This is a genomic window from Nocardioides bizhenqiangii (genome assembly GCF_034661235.1).
GTDB classification, from domain to species: Bacteria; Actinomycetota; Actinomycetes; order Propionibacteriales; family Nocardioidaceae; genus Nocardioides; species Nocardioides bizhenqiangii.
The window spans coordinates 1,159,845-1,178,458 of the sequence record NZ_CP141059.1 but is presented as its reverse complement, the minus strand read 5'-3'; the positions used below and the strand labels follow the sequence as shown (position 1 = coordinate 1,178,458).

The 18,614-nt window shown below is 69.0% G+C and carries 8 protein-coding genes and 1 tRNA gene; 4 read left to right on the top strand and 5 right to left on the bottom strand.

What is annotated here, in order from left to right; all coding sequences use genetic code 11:
• Positions 1 to 74 precede the first annotated feature (74 nt).
• The 4 genes from SHK19_RS05840 to SHK19_RS05825 all read right to left on the bottom strand — a co-directional run bounded on the left by SHK19_RS05840 (position 75) and on the right by SHK19_RS05825 (position 14,001).
• Complete coding sequence (locus tag SHK19_RS05840) at positions 75 to 11,378, bottom strand: Ig-like domain-containing protein (RefSeq protein WP_322938094.1); 11,304 nt, start codon at positions 11,376 to 11,378, stop codon at positions 75 to 77.
• A gap of 353 nt (positions 11,379 to 11,731) precedes the next feature.
• Positions 11,732 to 12,763, bottom strand: a complete 1,032-nt coding sequence (locus SHK19_RS05835) for an adenosine deaminase (RefSeq protein WP_322938093.1) — start codon at positions 12,761 to 12,763, stop codon at positions 11,732 to 11,734.
• The gene (locus SHK19_RS05830; protein ID WP_322458285.1) at positions 12,760 to 13,485 is read right to left on the bottom strand and encodes a DsbA family protein; all 726 of its coding nucleotides are present in this window, start codon (positions 13,483 to 13,485) and stop codon (positions 12,760 to 12,762) included. Before SHK19_RS05830 ends, SHK19_RS05835 begins: the two co-directional genes overlap by 4 nt.
• Entirely contained in the window at positions 13,486 to 14,001 is a 516-nt protein-coding gene (locus tag SHK19_RS05825) for a MauE/DoxX family redox-associated membrane protein (RefSeq protein WP_322458284.1), read from the bottom strand.
• Positions 14,002 to 14,108: 107 nt separating this feature from the next.
• Here SHK19_RS05825 and orn point away from each other — a divergent pair, with 107 nt between their 5' ends.
• The 4 genes from orn to SHK19_RS05805 all read left to right on the top strand — a co-directional run bounded on the left by orn (position 14,109) and on the right by SHK19_RS05805 (position 16,577).
• Positions 14,109 to 14,735: an oligoribonuclease gene (gene orn / locus SHK19_RS05820; RefSeq protein ID WP_405030486.1), complete on the top strand. Its 627-nt coding sequence runs from the start codon at positions 14,109 to 14,111 to the stop codon at positions 14,733 to 14,735.
• A 35-nt stretch (positions 14,736 to 14,770) separates the two neighbouring features.
• A tRNA-His gene (locus tag SHK19_RS05815) sits at positions 14,771 to 14,846 on the top strand.
• A 231-nt stretch (positions 14,847 to 15,077) separates the two neighbouring features.
• Positions 15,078 to 15,656, top strand: a complete 579-nt coding sequence (locus SHK19_RS05810) for a histone deacetylase (RefSeq protein ID WP_322938091.1) — start codon at positions 15,078 to 15,080, stop codon at positions 15,654 to 15,656.
• A gap of 15 nt (positions 15,657 to 15,671) precedes the next feature.
• Positions 15,672 to 16,577 carry a helix-turn-helix domain-containing GNAT family N-acetyltransferase gene (locus SHK19_RS05805; protein WP_322938090.1) on the top strand — a complete coding sequence of 302 codons (906 nt, stop codon included), beginning with the start codon at positions 15,672 to 15,674 and terminating at the stop codon, positions 16,575 to 16,577.
• On the opposite strand, the gene SHK19_RS05800 is transcribed toward SHK19_RS05805, so the two are convergent.
• Positions 16,558 to 18,525: a penicillin acylase family protein gene (locus tag SHK19_RS05800; protein ID WP_322938089.1), complete on the bottom strand. Its 1,968-nt coding sequence runs from the start codon at positions 18,523 to 18,525 to the stop codon at positions 16,558 to 16,560. The genes SHK19_RS05805 and SHK19_RS05800 overlap by 20 nt on opposite strands.
• Positions 18,526 to 18,614: the final 89 nt, after the last annotated feature.

Genomic DNA, 18,614 nt, shown 5'->3' with positions numbered 1-18,614 from the left:
ATCCGTCGCTCCGACCTCGAGGACACACGAAGGACGACTGAAACGGCCCCGTGCGACACGAGGGTGACAGTGGCTCACTTGACGTGAATCACCACGTTGCCACCCTTCAGGAGCGACGGCGGCACGTACTTGAACGGGCTCGTCCCTCCGTTGCGCATGACGGTGAGCGAGTACTCATCGCTGCCGATCCCCGAGCTCCTGCCGGTGTCAGTGGTCGTCGCGTCGAACGAGGCGTTGCCCTCGCTCCACAGCGACGCACCGTCACTGGCCCGGTTGACCTGGATCGTGGCCTTGCCCCGGAGGTTCGCCTTGATGGGATAGGCCGTCCCGGTGAACCCGAGGGCCGTGATCGAGTTGCTCTTGATCACGTAGGTGGCCGGCACGTTGGTGCACGTCTGCGCCACTCCGTTGATCGTGCACGGACCCGAGTAGGAGTCTCGGTATACGTAGACCATCTGGCCCTGGGCGGAGCCGTTCTTGAGGTACCTCGCATTGAACCCGAAGTTTCCGCGGTTGGTGTTCGGGTCCGTGATCCAGCCGCCCCCGGTCACGAACTGACCGGTGTTGTTGTAGAAGGTGACGACTGCGTGCTGGGCACTGGGCGCGGTGTACCAGGCGTTGACCCCTCCGCTGGCGGAAGCCACGAGCTTGGCGACCACGCAGTAGGAGGCCTCTGAGCTGGAGGTGTACGTCGTACGCGCGGAGCCAACTCCGTCTCCTGATGTGCCCGTGTCCACGACCTGCGCGAACTTGGACGCGAGGGGTGTCCCGGTGCCACAAGCGGTCTGGGAGTAGACATCGAAGCGGATCCACATCTTGGTGATGTCGCCGATCGTCCCACCGGGCTCAGCACCCGTGCCCACGTAGCTGCCAGCCGCGCTGTCCTTGACCGTCGCCTCGAGTGTGAGGTTGGTGCCGGTCGCGCCGATCGTGTCGCCGGTGTACTCGAGTGACGCGTCCTCCTGCGAGACAATGAACCCCTTGCTGTCGGACTTCGCCGTGTACCGAGCGTCGCCGGCGTACGTCGCCGTCACGGTCGTCGACACCGCCTGCTGGTTCAGCTGGATGCTTGCACTTGCGACTCCGCTCGCATCGGTCACAGCGGAGACGGTCTGAGCCGTCCCACCCGTCCCGATCGTGAACGTGATGGTCTTGCCGGCGAGACCAGTCCCGTCACCGGCGTCGGTCAGGCTCGCAGAAACAGTCGCGCGATCGGTGTACTGCTTCGAGGTGTCACCGGTGTAGGCCAGCGTCGTCGTGCGCTTCCCAACGGTGACCTGAGCGGTGGAGACGGAACTGGTTGCCCCGTCCTCGTCCGACACCCGCAGACCTACGGTGTAGGTGCCAGGGGAGTTGTAGCTGTGGCTCGGAGTCTTCAAGTCCACACCCGACACATCGGTCGTGAAGCTGCCAGCGGTGTAGTCGAAGTCCCATTCGTACGTCAACGTGTCGTTGCTACCACCCGGGTCAGTCGCGTTCCCGTTGAACGTGATCGGACTGCCCCATGGACCGCTGTAGGGACCGCCTGCGTACGCCGTCGGCGCTCCGTTGGTCACGCTCACCGTCTGGGTGGCGGTGTTGCTGTTGGTGTTGTCGGAGTCCTTGACCTGCACCGAGACGGTCGAGGAGGCCGGGCCGTCGGGGAACCGGCAGGTGAAGCTGCCACCGGAGGCCGTGGTGGTCGTGGTGCCGACCTGGGAGCCGTTGGCGCCACAGGAGACAGCCACCACCGTGAAGGTGTCCTGACCGGTGTCGGTCACCGAGAACGCGTAGCTGTGCTGGGTGCCCTCGCTGACCGTCAGGTCGTTGCCGGCCGCCAGGGTCACCACCGGGGCGTCGTTGGTCACGTTCACCGTCTGGGTGGCGGTGTTGCTGTTGGTGTTGTCGGAGTCCTTGACCTGCACCGAGACGGTCGAGGAGGCCGGGCCGTCGGGGAACCGGCAGGTGAAGCTGCCACCGGAGGCCGTGGTGGTCGTGGTGCCGACCTGGGAGCCGTTGGCGCCACAGGAGACAGCCACCACCGTGAAGGTGTCCTGACCGGTGTCGGTCACCGAGAACGCGTAGCTGTGCTGGGTGCCCTCGCTGACCGTCAGGTCGTTGCCGGCCGCCAGGGTCACCACCGGGGCGTCGTTGGTCACGTTCACCGTCTGGGTGGCGGTGTTGCTGTTGGTGTTGTCGGAGTCCTTGACCTGCACCGAGACGGTCGAGGAGGCCGGGCCGTCGGGGAACCGGCAGGTGAAGCTGCCACCGGAGGCCGTGGTGGTCGTGGTGCCGACCTGGGAGCCGTTGGCGCCACAGGAGACAGCCACCACCGTGAAGGTGTCCTGACCGGTGTCGGTCACCGAGAACGCGTAGCTGTGCTGGGTGCCCTCGCTGACCGTCAGGTCGTTGCCGGCCGCCAGGGTCACCACCGGGGCGTCGTTGGTCACGTTCACCGTCTGGGTGGCGGTGTTGCTGTTGGTGTTGTCGGAGTCCTTGACCTGCACCGAGACGGTCGAGGAGGCCGGGCCGTCGGGGAACCGGCAGGTGAAGCTGCCACCGGAGGCCGTGGTGGTCGTGGTGCCGACCTGGGAGCCGTTGGCGCCACAGGAGACAGCCACCACCGAGAACGAGGTGCTGTCGACATCGGTCACCGAGAACGCGTAGCTGTGCTGGGTACCCTCGCTGACCGTCAGGTCGTTGCCAGCCGAGAGGGTCACCACCGGGGCGTCGTTGACGCCGGTGACGCTGATCCTCAGCGTGGCCACGTTCGAGTCCGCGGTGCCGTCAGTGGCCCGATAGGTCACGGTGAACCCGTCCCCGTCGACGTTGCCGTTGTTGAGGTCGGCGTCCGGGGTGAAGTGGATGGTCACCCCATCGGCGTCCAGGGTCGCGGTGCCGTTGGTCGCCGACAGCGAGCCCGGCTTCACCGACAGCTGCGCGGTGGTGTTGTCCACATCGGTGTCGTTGGCGATCACGTTCTTCGCCACCGAGGTGTCCTCAGCGGTCTCCGCGGCGTCATCGACCGCCACCGGGGCGTCGTTGACGCCGGTGACGCTGATCCTCAGCGTGGCCACGTTCGAGTCCGCGGTGCCGTCAGTGGCCCGATAGGTCACGGTGAACCCGTCCCCGTCGACGTTGCCGTTGTTGAGGTCGGCGTCCGGGGTGAAGTGGATGGTCACCCCATCGGCGTCCAGGGTCGCGGTGCCGTTGGTCGCCGACAGCGAGCCCGGCTTCACCGACAGCTGCGCGGTGGTGTTGTCCACATCGGTGTCGTTGGCGATCACGTTCTTCGCCACCGAGGTGTCCTCAGCGGTCTCCGCGGCGTCATCGACCGCCACCGGGGCGTCGTTGACACCGGTGACGCTGATCCTCAGCGTGGCCACGTTCGAGTCCGCGGTGCCGTCAGTGGCCCGATAGGTCACGGTGAACCCGTCCCCGTCGACGTTGCCGTTGTTGAGGTCGGCGTCCGGGGTGAAGTGGATGGTCACCCCATCGGCGTCCAGGGTCGCGGTGCCGTTGGTCGCCGACAGCGAGCCCGGCTTCACCGACAGCTGCGCGGTGGTGTTGTCCACATCGGTGTCGTTGGCGATCACGTTCTTCGCCACCGAGGTGTCCTCAGCGGTCTCCGCGGCGTCATCGACCGCCACCGGGGCGTCGTTGACACCGGTGACGCTGATCCTCAGCGTGGCCACGTTCGAGTCCGCGGTGCCGTCAGTGGCCCGATAGGTCACGGTGAACCCGTCCCCGTCGACGTTGCCGTTGTTGAGGTCGGCGTCCGGGGTGAAGTGGATGGTCACCCCATCGGCGTCCAGGGTCGCGGTGCCGTTGGTCGCCGACAGCGAGCCCGGCTTCACCGACAGCTGCGCGGTGGTGTTGTCCACATCGGTGTCGTTGGCGATCACGTTCTTCGCCACCGAGGTGTCCTCAGCGGTCTCCGCGGCGTCATCGACCGCCACCGGGGCGTCGTTGACACCGGTGACGCTGATCCTCAGCGTGGCCACGTTCGAGTCCGCGGTGCCGTCAGTGGCCCGATAGGTCACGGTGAACCCGTCCCCGTCGACGTTGCCGTTGTTGAGGTCGGCGTCCGGGGTGAAGTGGATGGTCACCCCATCGGCGTCCAGGGTCGCGGTGCCGTTGGTCGCCGACAGCGAGCCCGGCTTCACCGACAGCTGCGCGGTGGTGTTGTCCACATCGGTGTCGTTGGCGATCACGTTCTTCGCCACCGAGGTGTCCTCAGCGGTCTCCGCGGCGTCATCGACCGCCACCGGGGCGTCGTTGACACCGGTGACGCTGATCCTCAGCGTGGCCACGTTCGAGTCCGCGGTGCCGTCAGTGGCCCGATAGGTCACGGTGAACCCGTCCCCGTCGACGTTGCCGTTGTTGAGGTCGGCGTCCGGGGTGAAGTGGATGGTCACCCCATCGGCGTCCAGGGTCGCGGTGCCGTTGGTCGCCGACAGCGAGCCCGGCTTCACCGACAGCTGCGCGGTGGTGTTGTCCACATCGGTGTCGTTGGCGATCACGTTCTTCGCCACCGAGGTGTCCTCAGCGGTCTCCGCGGCGTCATCGACCGCCACCGGGGCGTCGTTGACACCGGTGACGCTGATCCTCAGCGTGGCCACGTTCGAGTCCGCGGTGCCGTCAGTGGCCCGATAGGTCACGGTGAACCCGTCCCCGTCGACGTTGCCGTTGTTGAGGTCGGCGTCCGGGGTGAAGTGGATGGTCACCCCATCGGCGTCCAGGGTCGCGGTGCCGTTGGTCGCCGACAGCGAGCCCGGCTTCACCGACAGCTGCGCGGTGGTGTTGTCCACATCGGTGTCGTTGGCGATCACGTTCTTCGCCACCGAGGTGTCCTCAGCGGTCTCCGCGGCGTCATCGACCGCCACCGGGGCGTCGTTGACACCGGTGACGCTGATCCTCAGCGTGGCCACGTTCGAGTCCGCGGTGCCGTCAGTGGCCCGATAGGTCACGGTGAACCCGTCCCCGTCGACGTTGCCGTTGTTGAGGTCGGCGTCCGGGGTGAAGTGGATGGTCACCCCATCGGCGTCCAGGGTCGCGGTGCCGTTGGTCGCCGACAGCGAGCCCGGCTTCACCGACAGCTGCGCGGTGGTGTTGTCCACATCGGTGTCGTTGGCGATCACGTTCTTCGCCACCGAGGTGTCCTCAGCGGTCTCCGCGGCGTCATCGACCGCCACCGGGGCGTCGTTGACACCGGTGACGCTGATCCTCAGCGTGGCCACGTTCGAGTCCGCGGTGCCGTCAGTGGCCCGATAGGTCACGGTGAACCCGTCCCCGTCGACGTTGCCGTTGTTGAGGTCGGCGTCCGGGGTGAAGTGGATGGTCACCCCATCGGCGTCCAGGGTCGCGGTGCCGTTGGTCGCCGACAGCGAGCCCGGCTTCACCGACAGCTGCGCGGTGGTGTTGTCCACATCGGTGTCGTTGGCGATCACGTTCTTCGCCACCGAGGTGTCCTCAGCGGTCTCCGCGGCGTCATCGACCGCCACCGGGGCGTCGTTGACACCGGTGACGCTGATCCTCAGCGTGGCCACGTTCGAGTCCGCGGTGCCGTCAGTGGCCCGATAGGTCACGGTGAACCCGTCCCCGTCGACGTTGCCGTTGTTGAGGTCGGCGTCCGGGGTGAAGTGGATGGTCACCCCATCGGCGTCCAGGGTCGCGGTGCCGTTGGTCGCCGACAGCGAGCCCGGCTTCACCGACAGCTGCGCGGTGGTGTTGTCCACATCGGTGTCGTTGGCGATCACGTTCTTCGCCACCGAGGTGTCCTCAGCGGTCTCCGCGGCGTCATCGACCGCCACCGGGGCGTCGTTGACACCGGTGACGCTGATCCTCAGCGTGGCCACGTTCGAGTCCGCGGTGCCGTCAGTGGCCCGATAGGTCACGGTGAACCCGTCCCCGTCGACGTTGCCGTTGTTGAGGTCGGCGTCCGGGGTGAAGTGGATGGTCACCCCATCGGCGTCCAGGGTCGCGGTGCCGTTGGTCGCCGACAGCGAGCCCGGCTTCACCGACAGCTGCGCGGTGGTGTTGTCCACATCGGTGTCGTTGGCGATCACGTTCTTCGCCACCGAGGTGTCCTCAGCGGTCTCCGCGGCGTCATCGACCGCCACCGGGGCGTCGTTGACACCGGTGACGCTGATCCTCAGCGTGGCCACGTTCGAGTCCGCGGTGCCGTCAGTGGCCCGATAGGTCACGGTGAACCCGTCCCCGTCGACGTTGCCGTTGTTGAGGTCGGCGTCCGGGGTGAAGTGGATGGTCACCCCATCGGCGTCCAGGGTCGCGGTGCCGTTGGTCGCCGACAGCGAGCCCGGCTTCACCGACAGCTGCGCGGTGGTGTTGTCCACATCGGTGTCGTTGGCGATCACGTTCTTCGCCACCGAGGTGTCCTCAGCGGTCTCCGCGGCGTCATCGACCGCCACCGGGGCGTCGTTGACACCGGTGACGCTGATCCTCAGCGTGGCCACGTTCGAGTCCGCGGTGCCGTCAGTGGCCCGATAGGTCACGGTGAACCCGTCCCCGTCGACGTTGCCGTTGTTGAGGTCGGCGTCCGGGGTGAAGTGGATGGTCACCCCATCGGCGTCCAGGGTCGCGGTGCCGTTGGTCGCCGACAGCGAGCCCGGCTTCACCGACAGCTGCGCGGTGGTGTTGTCCACATCGGTGTCGTTGGCGATCACGTTCTTCGCCACCGAGGTGTCCTCAGCGGTCTCCGCGGCGTCATCGACCGCCACCGGGGCGTCGTTGACACCGGTGACGCTGATCCTCAGCGTGGCCACGTTCGAGTCCGCGGTGCCGTCAGTGGCCCGATAGGTCACGGTGAACCCGTCCCCGTCGACGTTGCCGTTGTTGAGGTCGGCGTCCGGGGTGAAGTGGATGGTCACCCCATCGGCGTCCAGGGTCGCGGTGCCGTTGGTCGCCGACAGCGAGCCCGGCTTCACCGACAGCTGCGCGGTGGTGTTGTCCACATCGGTGTCGTTGGCGATCACGTTCTTCGCCACCGAGGTGTCCTCAGCGGTCTCCGCGGCGTCATCGACCGCCACCGGGGCGTCGTTGACACCGGTGACGCTGATCCTCAGCGTGGCCACGTTCGAGTCCGCGGTGCCGTCAGTGGCCCGATAGGTCACGGTGAACCCGTCCCCGTCGACGTTGCCGTTGTTGAGGTCGGCGTCCGGGGTGAAGTGGATGGTCACCCCATCGGCGTCCAGGGTCGCGGTGCCGTTGGTCGCCGACAGCGAGCCCGGCTTCACCGACAGCTGCGCGGTGGTGTTGTCCACATCGGTGTCGTTGGCGATCACGTTCTTCGCCACCGAGGTGTCCTCAGCGGTCTCCGCGGCGTCATCGACCGCCACCGGGGCGTCGTTGACACCGGTGACGCTGATCCTCAGCGTGGCCACGTTCGAGTCCGCGGTGCCGTCAGTGGCCCGATAGGTCACGGTGAACCCGTCCCCGTCGACGTTGCCGTTGTTGAGGTCGGCGTCCGGGGTGAAGTGGATGGTCACCCCATCGGCGTCCAGGGTCGCGGTGCCGTTGGTCGCCGACAGCGAGCCCGGCTTCACCGACAGCTGCGCGGTGGTGTTGTCCACATCGGTGTCGTTGGCGATCACGTTCTTCGCCACCGAGGTGTCCTCAGCGGTCTCCGCGGCGTCATCGACCGCCACCGGGGCGTCGTTGACACCGGTGACGCTGATCCTCAGCGTGGCCACGTTCGAGTCCGCGGTGCCGTCAGTGGCCCGATAGGTCACGGTGAACCCGTCCCCGTCGACGTTGCCGTTGTTGAGGTCGGCGTCCGGGGTGAAGTGGATGGTCACCCCATCGGCGTCCAGGGTCGCGGTGCCGTTGGTCGCCGACAGCGAGCCCGGCTTCACCGACAGCTGCGCGGTGGTGTTGTCCACATCGGTGTCGTTGGCGATCACGTTCTTCGCCACCGAGGTGTCCTCAGCGGTCTCCGCGGCGTCATCGACCGCCACCGGGGCGTCGTTGACACCGGTGACGCTGATCCTCAGCGTGGCCACGTTCGAGTCCGCGGTGCCGTCAGTGGCCCGATAGGTCACGGTGAACCCGTCCCCGTCGACGTTGCCGTTGTTGAGGTCGGCGTCCGGGGTGAAGTGGATGGTCACCCCATCGGCGTCCAGGGTCGCGGTGCCGTTGGTCGCCGACAGCGAGCCCGGCTTCACCGACAGCTGCGCGGTGGTGTTGTCCACATCGGTGTCGTTGGCGATCACGTTCTTCGCCACCGAGGTGTCCTCAGCGGTCTCCGCGGCGTCATCGACCGCCACCGGGGCGTCGTTGACACCGGTGACGCTGATCCTCAGCGTGGCCACGTTCGAGTCCGCGGTGCCGTCAGTGGCCCGATAGGTCACGGTGAACCCGTCCCCGTCGACGTTGCCGTTGTTGAGGTCGGCGTCCGGGGTGAAGTGGATGGTCACCCCATCGGCGTCCAGGGTCGCGGTGCCGTTGGTCGCCGACAGCGAGCCCGGCTTCACCGACAGCTGCGCGGTGGTGTTGTCCACATCGGTGTCGTTGGCGATCACGTTCTTCGCCACCGAGGTGTCCTCAGCGGTCTCCGCGGCGTCATCGACCGCCACCGGGGCGTCGTTGACACCGGTGACGCTGATCCTCAGCGTGGCCACGTTCGAGTCCGCGGTGCCGTCAGTGGCCCGATAGGTCACGGTGAACCCGTCCCCGTCGACGTTGCCGTTGTTGAGGTCGGCGTCCGGGGTGAAGTGGATGGTCACCCCATCGGCGTCCAGGGTCGCGGTGCCGTTGGTCGCCGACAGCGAGCCCGGCTTCACCGACAGCTGCGCGGTGGTGTTGTCCACATCGGTGTCGTTGGCGATCACGTTCTTCGCCACCGAGGTGTCCTCAGCGGTCTCCGCGGCGTCATCGACCGCCACCGGGGCGTCGTTGACACCGGTGACGCTGATCCTCAGCGTGGCCACGTTCGAGTCCGCGGTGCCGTCAGTGGCCCGATAGGTCACGGTGAACCCGTCCCCGTCGACGTTGCCGTTGTTGAGGTCGGCGTCCGGGGTGAAGTGGATGGTCACCCCATCGGCGTCCAGGGTCGCGGTGCCGTTGGTCGCCGACAGCGAGCCCGGCTTCACCGACAGCTGCGCGGTGGTGTTGTCCACATCGGTGTCGTTGGCGATCACGTTCTTCGCCACCGAGGTGTCCTCAGCGGTCTCCGCGGCGTCATCGACCGCCACCGGGGCGTCGTTGACCCCCGAGACCGTGACACTGACCGTCGCGACGTTCGAGTCCAGACCACCATCGGTGGCCCGGTAGGTGAAGGAATCCGGACCGACATAGTTCGCGTTCGGGGTGTAGAGGATCTTCCCGGCGTCCGCACCACTGGTCACCAACATGGCGGTGCCATGCGCCGGGGCCGAGATCGAACCCGCCTTCACCGTCAACGCGTCCCCATCAGCGTCAGTGTCGTTGCCGATCACATTGAACGCCGCCGCGGTGTCCTCAGTCGTGGAAGCGGCGTCGTCGACCGCCACCGGAGCCCTGCTGGTGATCCTGGCCACGAACTTGTTGCTGGTGCTGCTGGCGCCTGAGTTACCACTGACGATCACCTTCAACTGATCGTTGGTCACCTTGGTGGTCGTCGTGTTCGAATCCGTGCCCGGGACCGCGTTCGACGACGTATAGCCGGTTGGATTGGTCCGTAGCACGAAGTACGTCGTGCTGAGCCCGAGCGACCCGAAGGACCAAGTGCCAGTACCAGTGCTGTTTTGCGTAGAAACCGCCGTGTCACTGCCGACGTCGAAAGCCCCGTTCGCGTTGCTGTCCTTGAACAGCGACAAAACAGCACCGGACAGGGCCTCGCCCGAATCGAGGGTGCCGTTGTTGTTCGCGTCGTTGAACACGACGCCGGAGATGGTGGCTGGGGCGAGCACAACTGCCGTCGTGCTGACGGACGCGGTCCTGTTGCTGGTGCCCGCGCAACCTTGACCGCTGTTGTACTCGTCGACCGTTATGGTCCACGTGCCGGAGGCGAAGCCTGATGGCAAGGCATACGAGTGGCTGAATGTGATATTGCCACCGCTGCCCCCCGGCTCTACACACGAGAAGACCCGCGGTGGCTGGCCCGAGGCTGAGGGGGGCGTGTATGTGATGTCGTACCGCTTGTTCGCGGCCGCGCCCGTTATCGTCGTCGTGATTGTGCTCGTGGTCGACGAATAGGTGGCGGTCACGCCGAGCGCCGCCGCGACATACGGCCCCACAATCGGACCGCCGTCGCCGGCGACGCCGGCAGGGACGACGGCTTCGGTGGAGCTGTCCTCGAGAGCGCGCGCCAGGTTAACCCGGCCGTTGCCGGAGTCCGAGACTGTGCCGGCGGGGTCGGCGTTGCGGGCCAACCGACCGACGACGACGCCGTTCGAGGCGGAGGGGTCGTTGGCCTTCACGAGCGCCGCAGCACCTGCGGCAATCGCGGCCGAGGCCGACGTGCCGGTCAGCGAGCCCGAGCCGGAGGAGATGTCCACACCGGGGGCGGCGAGGAAGGTGCCGTCCCCGGAGCTGGAGCCGCTCCACAGGGTGTCGTCGCGGGTGGTGGCGGAGACGCCGACCACCTTGGCGAGACCGGCGGGGAAAGTGTTCGCGGTCGAGCCGTCGTTGCCGCTAGCGGCGACCAGCACCGCGCCCTTCGACCAGGCGTAGTCGGCGGCGGCCTGGAGCGCTTCACTGCGGCCTGGGTTGGAGAAGGCCATCAGGATGACGTCGGCGCCGTGGTCAGCCGCGTACACGACACCTTCGACGATGGCCGAGTCCTGGCCGAGACCGTCGGAGTCGAGGACCTTCACGGGCATGACGGACACCCCGCGGTAGCCGACGCCCGCGATGCCCGTGCCGTTGTCGACGCCGGCGGCGACGATGCTCGCCATCGCGGTGCCGTGGCCGTTCGGGTCGTTGGTCCCCTCGACGCCCGCGAGCATCGAGGCTCCGGGGACGAGCTGGCCGGCGAGGTCGTCGGTGGGGTTCACGCCGGTGTCCAGGACGGCGACCGTTGCGGAACCGCTCGGGGTGATCGAGCCGTACGCCGCGTCCCAGCCGATCTGCGGCAAGGCCCACTGGTCGCCGTACGCCGGGTCGTCAGGCACACCCTGGACCTCGCGGACCAGGTCGGCCTCGACCCGCGTGACGGACTCGTCCGCGCGCAGCGCCTGGGCTCCGGCATCAGTGAGCGAGACCCCGTACAGGCGGAGGGCGGGGATCGCTGTCGAGACGACCGCCTCCGCCGAGGCAAGGGTGCTGGCACTGGCATCGGGGGCCACGCCGCTCGCGAACGAGACCAGGTAGTCGGAGCGGGGTTCGGGATCGGTCAGCGTTTGCGCGGCCGCTGCGCTCTGTCCGGCCACCACGACCAGCCCGGCGAGCGCGAGGCTCACCACTCTGGCAAAAACTCCTGCAGAAAGGCGCGACAAGGTCGCGTGATGGCTGGTCATTCGAAACTCCCCCGTGGAACATTCCCCCGTCGCCCGGGACCTGCCACCGCGCAACGCTTCCGACGTATTCGGAAGTGGATCTCACTATGCACGTCCCCTGCACACCTCTGGGCATAACCCAGGAAGTGATCAGATGGGATAAGCCTCGTGTCCGACCGACCACCTGCTCGGTCTAGGCGGCGCCACGAGTGGCGGCGCGGCGGCGGTCTATCTCGCCCTTGACCTCGGCAGACAGGCCGGCGGACCGGCAGGCTCGGAGCGTACGAGCCCTGGGGCCGAGAGCTTTTTCGGGACCGTCAGCCGCCGGAGTAGGTGTCGATCTCGTCGAGGATCCGGCGTCGTACGTCGTCCGGCGCCCACGAGGACCGCACCGCCGTCCGGGCCAGATCGGCGACGCCTGCCTCGTCGAGGCCCAGCAGGTCGGCGGCGACGCCGTACTCCTGGTTGAGGGTGGTCCCGAACATCGGGGGGTCGTCGGAGTTGATGGTCACCACGACGCCGGCCGCGACGAACGCCGGCAGCGGGTGCTCCGCCAGCGAGGGGACGGCACGAGTGGCGACGTTGGACGACGGGCACACCTCGAGCGGGATGCCCTCCGTCGCGAGATGGGCGAGCAGCGCCGGGTCCTGGGCAGCAGAGGTGCCGTGACCGATACGCTCGGCGCCCAGGTCCCGCAGCGCCGACCAGACCGTCTCCGGGCCCGTGGTCTCACCGGCGTGCGGCACCGAGTGCAGCCCGGCGGCGCGCGCGGCGTCGAAGTGCGGCTTGAACTGCGGCCGATCGACCCCGACCTCCGGGCCGCCGAGCCCGAACCCGACCAGCGCGGCCGGCCCGTGGTCGACCGCGAACCGCACCGTCTCCTCGGCGGCAGGCAGCCCGAACTCCCCCGGGATGTCGTAGATCCAGCGCAGCACGAGCCCGAAGTCGCGCTCCGCGGCCACGCGCGCGTCCTCGATCGCCTCCGTGTAGGCCTCGATCGGCATGCCGCGTTCGGGCTCGTGCGGCAGCACCGAGGTGTACGGCGTGCAGGTCAGCTCCGCGTAGCGGACCGATTGTGCCTCCGCGAGCTCGCGGGCGACCTCGTAGGTCAGGTAGCGGATGTCCTCCGGTGTCTTCACCAGGTCGACGACCGCCAGGTACACCTCGACGAAGTGCCCGAAGTCGCGGAACTCGAAGAACCGGCGGAGCTCCTCCAGGTCGCTCGGCACCGTGCCGGGGTGCCGCGCGGCGAGCTCGCTCACGATCCGCGGCGAGGCCGAGCCGACGTGGTGGACGTGCAGCTCGGCCTTGGGCAGGCCTGCAACGAAGCCCTCCCGCAGGCCGGTCATTCGACGGCCTCGATGACCTTGTCGGCGAGGTCCTGCTCGCTCGACCAGTCGGAGACCACCTCGCCGTCGAGCACGACCGTCGGCGTGCTCGAGACCCCTGCGTCAGCGGCCTCCTCGGTCGCCTCCTCGACCCAGCCGGCGCGCGCGAGGTCCTCGATGCCTGGACGGACGGCGTCGGCGTCAGCACCCGCCTCGACGGCCAGGTCGACGAGCTCGTCGGCGTCCGGGAGCGCCTCTGCGTGGTCCGCGTAGTTCGCGTACAACAGGTCGTGGAACTCCTTGGCGACCTCCGCTCCGGACTCGTCCAACACCACGGCGAACGCATTGGGAAGGGTGTTGTCACCGAGCAGGTTGAACGGCCGGTACTCGACGAAGACCTTGCCCTCCGCTGCGAGGTCGGCAAGCTCCTGGTGCGACGCTTCCTCGAACTTCGCGCAGTGCGAACAGAGGAAGTCCTCGTAGACCACGACGTCGTGCGGAGCCTCGGGATCTCCGATGGTGACGCCGTACTCGCTCTCACCAGCTGCGGGCGCCTCGACGTCCTCCTTGCTGAGGACGGTCACCACGATGGCGCCGCCGACGATCAGGACGAAGAGCGCGACGACGCCACCGATCATGAGCAGCCGGCGGCGCTTCTCGGCCCGCTCCTGCTCGGCCCGCAGCTCGGCTGCCTTGGCGGTGCGGGCCGCGGCCTTGGACGTGTTGGACGACTTCGAGGACATTCAGCTTCCTTGTTCGACGGGGTCGGGATCGGGGACCTCGGCGCCGGTGGCGCGGGTCGGGAAGAGCAGGTTGTCGACGGCGAGACGGGTCCGCCGGACGACGACGAGGTAGAGGGAGGCGATCAGCAGGGCGACGTCACGCGCGATCTCCCAGGGGTACGACGACGCGGCGTCCTCCTTGGGGCCACCACCGCCGAAGCAGCCGCAGTCGATCTCGATGCCGCGCGCCCAGACCGAGGCGATCCCGATGATGAACGCGACGAACAGCAGCGCCGAGACGACTGCCGCACCGCGGGTGAACGCCCCGAGGACGAGGGCGACGCCGACGACGAGCTCGACGGCGGGGAGGGCGTAGCCCACCGGCTCGACCAGCGAACCCGGCAACAGCTCGTACGCGCGGACGGCGGCGATGCTGGCCGCCGGGTCGGTGACCTTGAGGGCCCCGGCGACGATCCAGACGCCACCGGTGAGCAGCCGGGCGATCAGCCCCAGCCACGCGTGCGCCCTGCCTTCCATGGACCGTGAGCGTAGGACACTGGCCTGAGCCGAGCCTGAGGAGACGGTGAGGCGCACCGCGTAGGGTTCCCCCCGTGAATGAGCGACTGGTCTGGATCGACTGCGAGATGACTGGGCTCGACCTCCGCGCCGACGCGCTGATCGAGGTCGCGGCCCTGGTCACCGACTTCGACCTCAACGTGCTCGGCGACGGCATCGACATCGTCGTCAAGCCGCCTGCCGAGGCCCTCGACCAGATGATCGACTTCGTGCGCACCATGCACGAGACCTCGGGCCTCCTCGACGAGCTGGCGGGCGGGGTCACCCTGGCCGAGGCCGAGGAGCAGGTGATGGCCTACCTCGCGGAGCACTGTCCCGCGGAGAGCCGGCCACCGCTCGCCGGCAACTCGGTGGCGACCGACCGTGCCTTCGTCGCCCGCGACATGCCGGTGCTCGACGGGTTCCTGCACTACCGGATCGTCGACGTCAGCTCGATCAAGGAGCTCGCCCGGCGGTGGTACCCCCGGGCCTACTTCGGCGCCCCGCCGAAGCGCGGCAACCACCGCGCCCTCGCCGACATCCAGGAGAGCATCGAGGAGCTCCGTTACTACCGCGACACAGTCTTCGTGCCGCTGCCCGGTCCCGACAGCGATGCCGCCACGGTCGCCGCGCAGCGGCATGGCGGGTCGATCACCGGGCTCGGTGCCGATCGCCCCGGCCCGCAGCCGGATGCCGATTCTGCCGGGACGGCCTGAGACCACTACACTCGTCCCCGGCCGACAGGCCCATGGTGGGTATAGCTCAGCTGGTAGAGCGCCGCGTTGTGGTCGCGGATGTCGCGGGTTCAAGTCCCGTTACTCACCCCAGACCCCACGCGGGCCGGATTCCCACGGATCCGGCCCTCGTGCTTTTTCGGCGCCAGTGTCCCGGGCGCGAAATCCGTGCCGTAGATCGTGGTCCGAGTGCGTGCATCGCAAGGCGGCGTCGCGACGGCAGACTGGGCGTCTTCCGAGCGAGGCCAACGCAGAGGTGCGTGCTCGGGGCGCGAGATACGGTGCGGATTTCAAGTCCGGGACACTAGCCTCGTACAGATCGACATGACCCCGACCAGACCCGTGTGGTACGCCGCGTACGGCTCGAACACCGATGCGGCGAGGTTCGGCTGCTACCTGCGCGGCGGCTGCCCCGAGGGCGGGACGCGCACCCATCCCGGCTGCCGCGACACCACCCCACCGGCCGCCACCAAGCCCCTCTGGCTGCCCGGCAGCGTCTACTTCGCGGGGATGTCGACCGTCTGGGGCGGGGGGATGGCGTTCTACGACCCCGCGACTCCGGGCCCGGTGGCCGCCCGGGGATGGCTGATCACCGTGCAGCAGCTGGCCGACCTGATCACCCAGGAGATGCACGACGAGCCGGGCAACCGCCCCGACCTCGAGCACCGGATCCGCACCATCGTCAGTCGGTCGGGTGACGGCAGCCACTCGCTCGGCAGCGGGCGCTACGAGACGCTGGTGACCACCCGGAGCCTCGACGGCACCCCGGTCGTCACCTTCACCGCTCGCCGGGCTCACCACCGCCGCGAGCGGAGGGCGCCGAGCCTCCGCTACCAGGCGACCATCGCTGCCGGTCTCGCCCAGGTCGGTCACGGCCACGCTTCCCCGCAGCCTGTTCTCTGACTAAGGTCAGACATTGTGAGTACGACGGCAGTCCTGCGCCGCTTCAACCGGACCTACACCCAGCGGATCGGCGTGCTCGAGGAGTCGTTCCTCGGCACCGGCCGGCCGCTCGCGGTCAGCAGGTTGCTCTTCGAGATCGGCGCCGGCGATCCGGTCGACGGCGTCACCGTGCGCGACCTGCGGGAGCGGCTCGACCTCGACAGCGGTCACCTCTCCCGGATGCTGCGCAGCCTGGAGGCGGAGGGCCTGGTCACCACCCGCCCGGACCCGGACGACCAGCGCCGGCGCGTCGTCCTCCTCACGGACGCGGGGCGGGGCGCCCGCCAGGAGCTGGACGACCGGTCCGAGGAGCTGGCCACGCGGATCGTCGCTCCGCTCACGGACCGCCAGCGCGAACGGCTGGCCGAGGCGCTCGCGACGGCCGACCTGCTGGTCCGCGCGGCGACCGTGCGGCTGCGGGAGGTGGCGGCCGACGATCCTGGCGCGCGAGTGGCGCTGGGGCGCTACCTCGCCGAGATCGACGAGCGGTTCCCCACCGGCTACGCGCCCGGCGATCCGGTCGCAGCAGCAGCGTCAGGGCCCGGTTCGACGTACGTCCTCGCCAGCAGCGACGGTGAGCCGGTGGCGTACGGCGGCATCCGCCCGGCACCGGCAGTGGACGAGCACGCCATCGAGATCAAGCGGATGTGGGTCCATCCCGACTGGCGGGGCGCCGGCCTGGGGTCGCGGATGCTGCGCCACCTCGAGGCGCTCGCTCGGGAGCGCGGCTGCACCCGCCTGGTGCTGGACACCAACGAGGTGCTCGCCGAGGCGATCGCGATGTACGAACGCTCGGGCTATCGGGCGGTGCCGCGGTATCCCGGTAGCGACCCGCACGCCACCCACTTCTTCGAGAAGGACGTCACCGACCGACCTCGGTGAGGACGTCCCAGTCGTCGACGATCGGCGCGAGCTCGCCGGCCGCCCACAACGGGAGCTGGTCGTGGTGGTGGGCGTCGCCGGGTCGCCCGTCGGCTCCGGTGGGGACGACCCAGCCGCCGACGGTGCGGTCGGCGAGGTCCCAGACGTAGCGGGCCACCGAGCCGCGGCTGCACTCGTCGGTGATCGCTGGGTAGGACACGCAGCACCGCACGCAGTCGGCGTCGCCGGACAGCGGCAGCCGTGGGAGCGCGTCGTAGTCGTGGCCGGTCAGCAGTGCGAACCAGTGCACCGGGTCGGTGACGTGGGTGTCGCCCCACGTCGCCGGGGTGCCGGCGGCGTCGACCTCGGCGAGGGCGGCCTGCGCGTGCGCGACGAGGTCGATCCCGAACGGCCGGTGCCCGGCCGTCGTCTCGTTGGCGAGACGCGGGAGCGCGAGCCCGATCCGGTACGCCGCGTTGAGCCACGGCGCGAAGATCTCCTCGTGCTGGTGGTCCGCGGGCGGGTCGAAGAGCTTCGCGAAGACCGGCTCGTCGCAGAGGCGCCGGACGAGTGCGCTGCGGAAGGCCGCGTAGCGCGCGGCCCCTGCCGAGCCGCTGTCCATCACGCCGTCGAAGTCGTCGAACGCTCCCGGCACCAGCGCGGTCACCATCGGCACCGTCTGCAGGAGCGCGTCGTTGTGGAACGCGACGTAGTCGTCCCGGGTGAGTCCGCTGCGGCCGTCCAGGAGGGCATGCAGCCGGTCGGCCCGGTACGGCGCCGCGAAGACGGTGCCGATCGCATCGGACTCGGGTCCGCGCCACTCGTTGGCCGTGACCACGTGGCCGTCGCGGGGGACGTCGGCCCGGTTCGGCTCGGTGAGCCACCCGGCCCAGGCCCCCGAGCCGTCGCGCACCGGGACCCGGCCGGCGATCCGGTAGCGCACCGCACCCGCGCGGTCGGCGATGACGGCGTTGTTGACCGGCTCCACCCAACTGTCGAGCGCGCGGTCGACGTCGTCAACCGTCCGCGCCCGCAGCAGCCCGAGGATCGCGTCGAAGCCGAGCTCGCCGAGCTCCCACGAGCTGGTGCGGACCGCCAGGCCGTCCTCGAAGACCAGCCCACGGGCGGTCGCGACGACGTCGATCTCCACCGGGTCGGCTCCGAGCACGCGGATCGTCTCGGTGTGCCGCTCGACGACGTCCGACCCGTCGTCGTCGGTCACGTACTGGTAGTCGGCGCAGGCGTTCGTGATCGCCCAGGCCACCTCGCCCGCGTGCGCGAAGTGCTGCACCCCGGGCACCCCGACGAACGTGTAGCCCACCACGTCGAAACGATCGACCGGGTCCTCGCAAGCGAGCCGCACCTGCTGGTAGACGCCGGGTTGCTCGATGATCCGGTGCGGGTCACCGCCGATGAGCGGCAGCCCGCTCGCCGTCCGCTCGCCACCGGCCGCCCACGCGTTGCTGCCGGAGGCGGTGGGGTCCTGGTGCGAGAGGAAGCGCACGTCGTCGCCGAGCACGTCGGCTGCGAGACGCTTCCAGAGGAGGCCGCCGATGTTGGCGAAGAGCAGGTGCTGGGCGAGAAAGGTCGCCAGCGGCATCCACGGCTCCCACTCCCCTGGTGCGATCCGGAGCCTGCTCAGCTCCGGCACCGTCCCCGGGTCCAGCTCCGCGAGCGCCTCGTTGACCCCGTCGACGTACGCCGACACGAACCGCTGCGTCTCCTCGGTGCACGCCGCGAACGCCCGCTGCGCCGTCTCGACCGTGCGCATCCGCCGCGAGAACCGGTCCCAGGACAGTCCGGGCTCGCCCGCGACCTCCGCGGTCGTGCCGTTCGCGCGGCGCCGCAGCCACTCGAGCTGCCAGGCCCGATCGGCGACGGTCACCCGTCCCTGGGCGTGCGCGAGGTCGAGGATCGAGTCCGCCCTCAGGTGCGGGATGCCGAACGCGTCGCGGTAGAGGCAGGCCATGCCGTGGGAGCCTATGCCGCTGGTTGAGGTGCGACCCGCACGCGGTCGCCGATGGGCGTCTCAGGCAGGAGCCTCGAAACCAAGGCCGC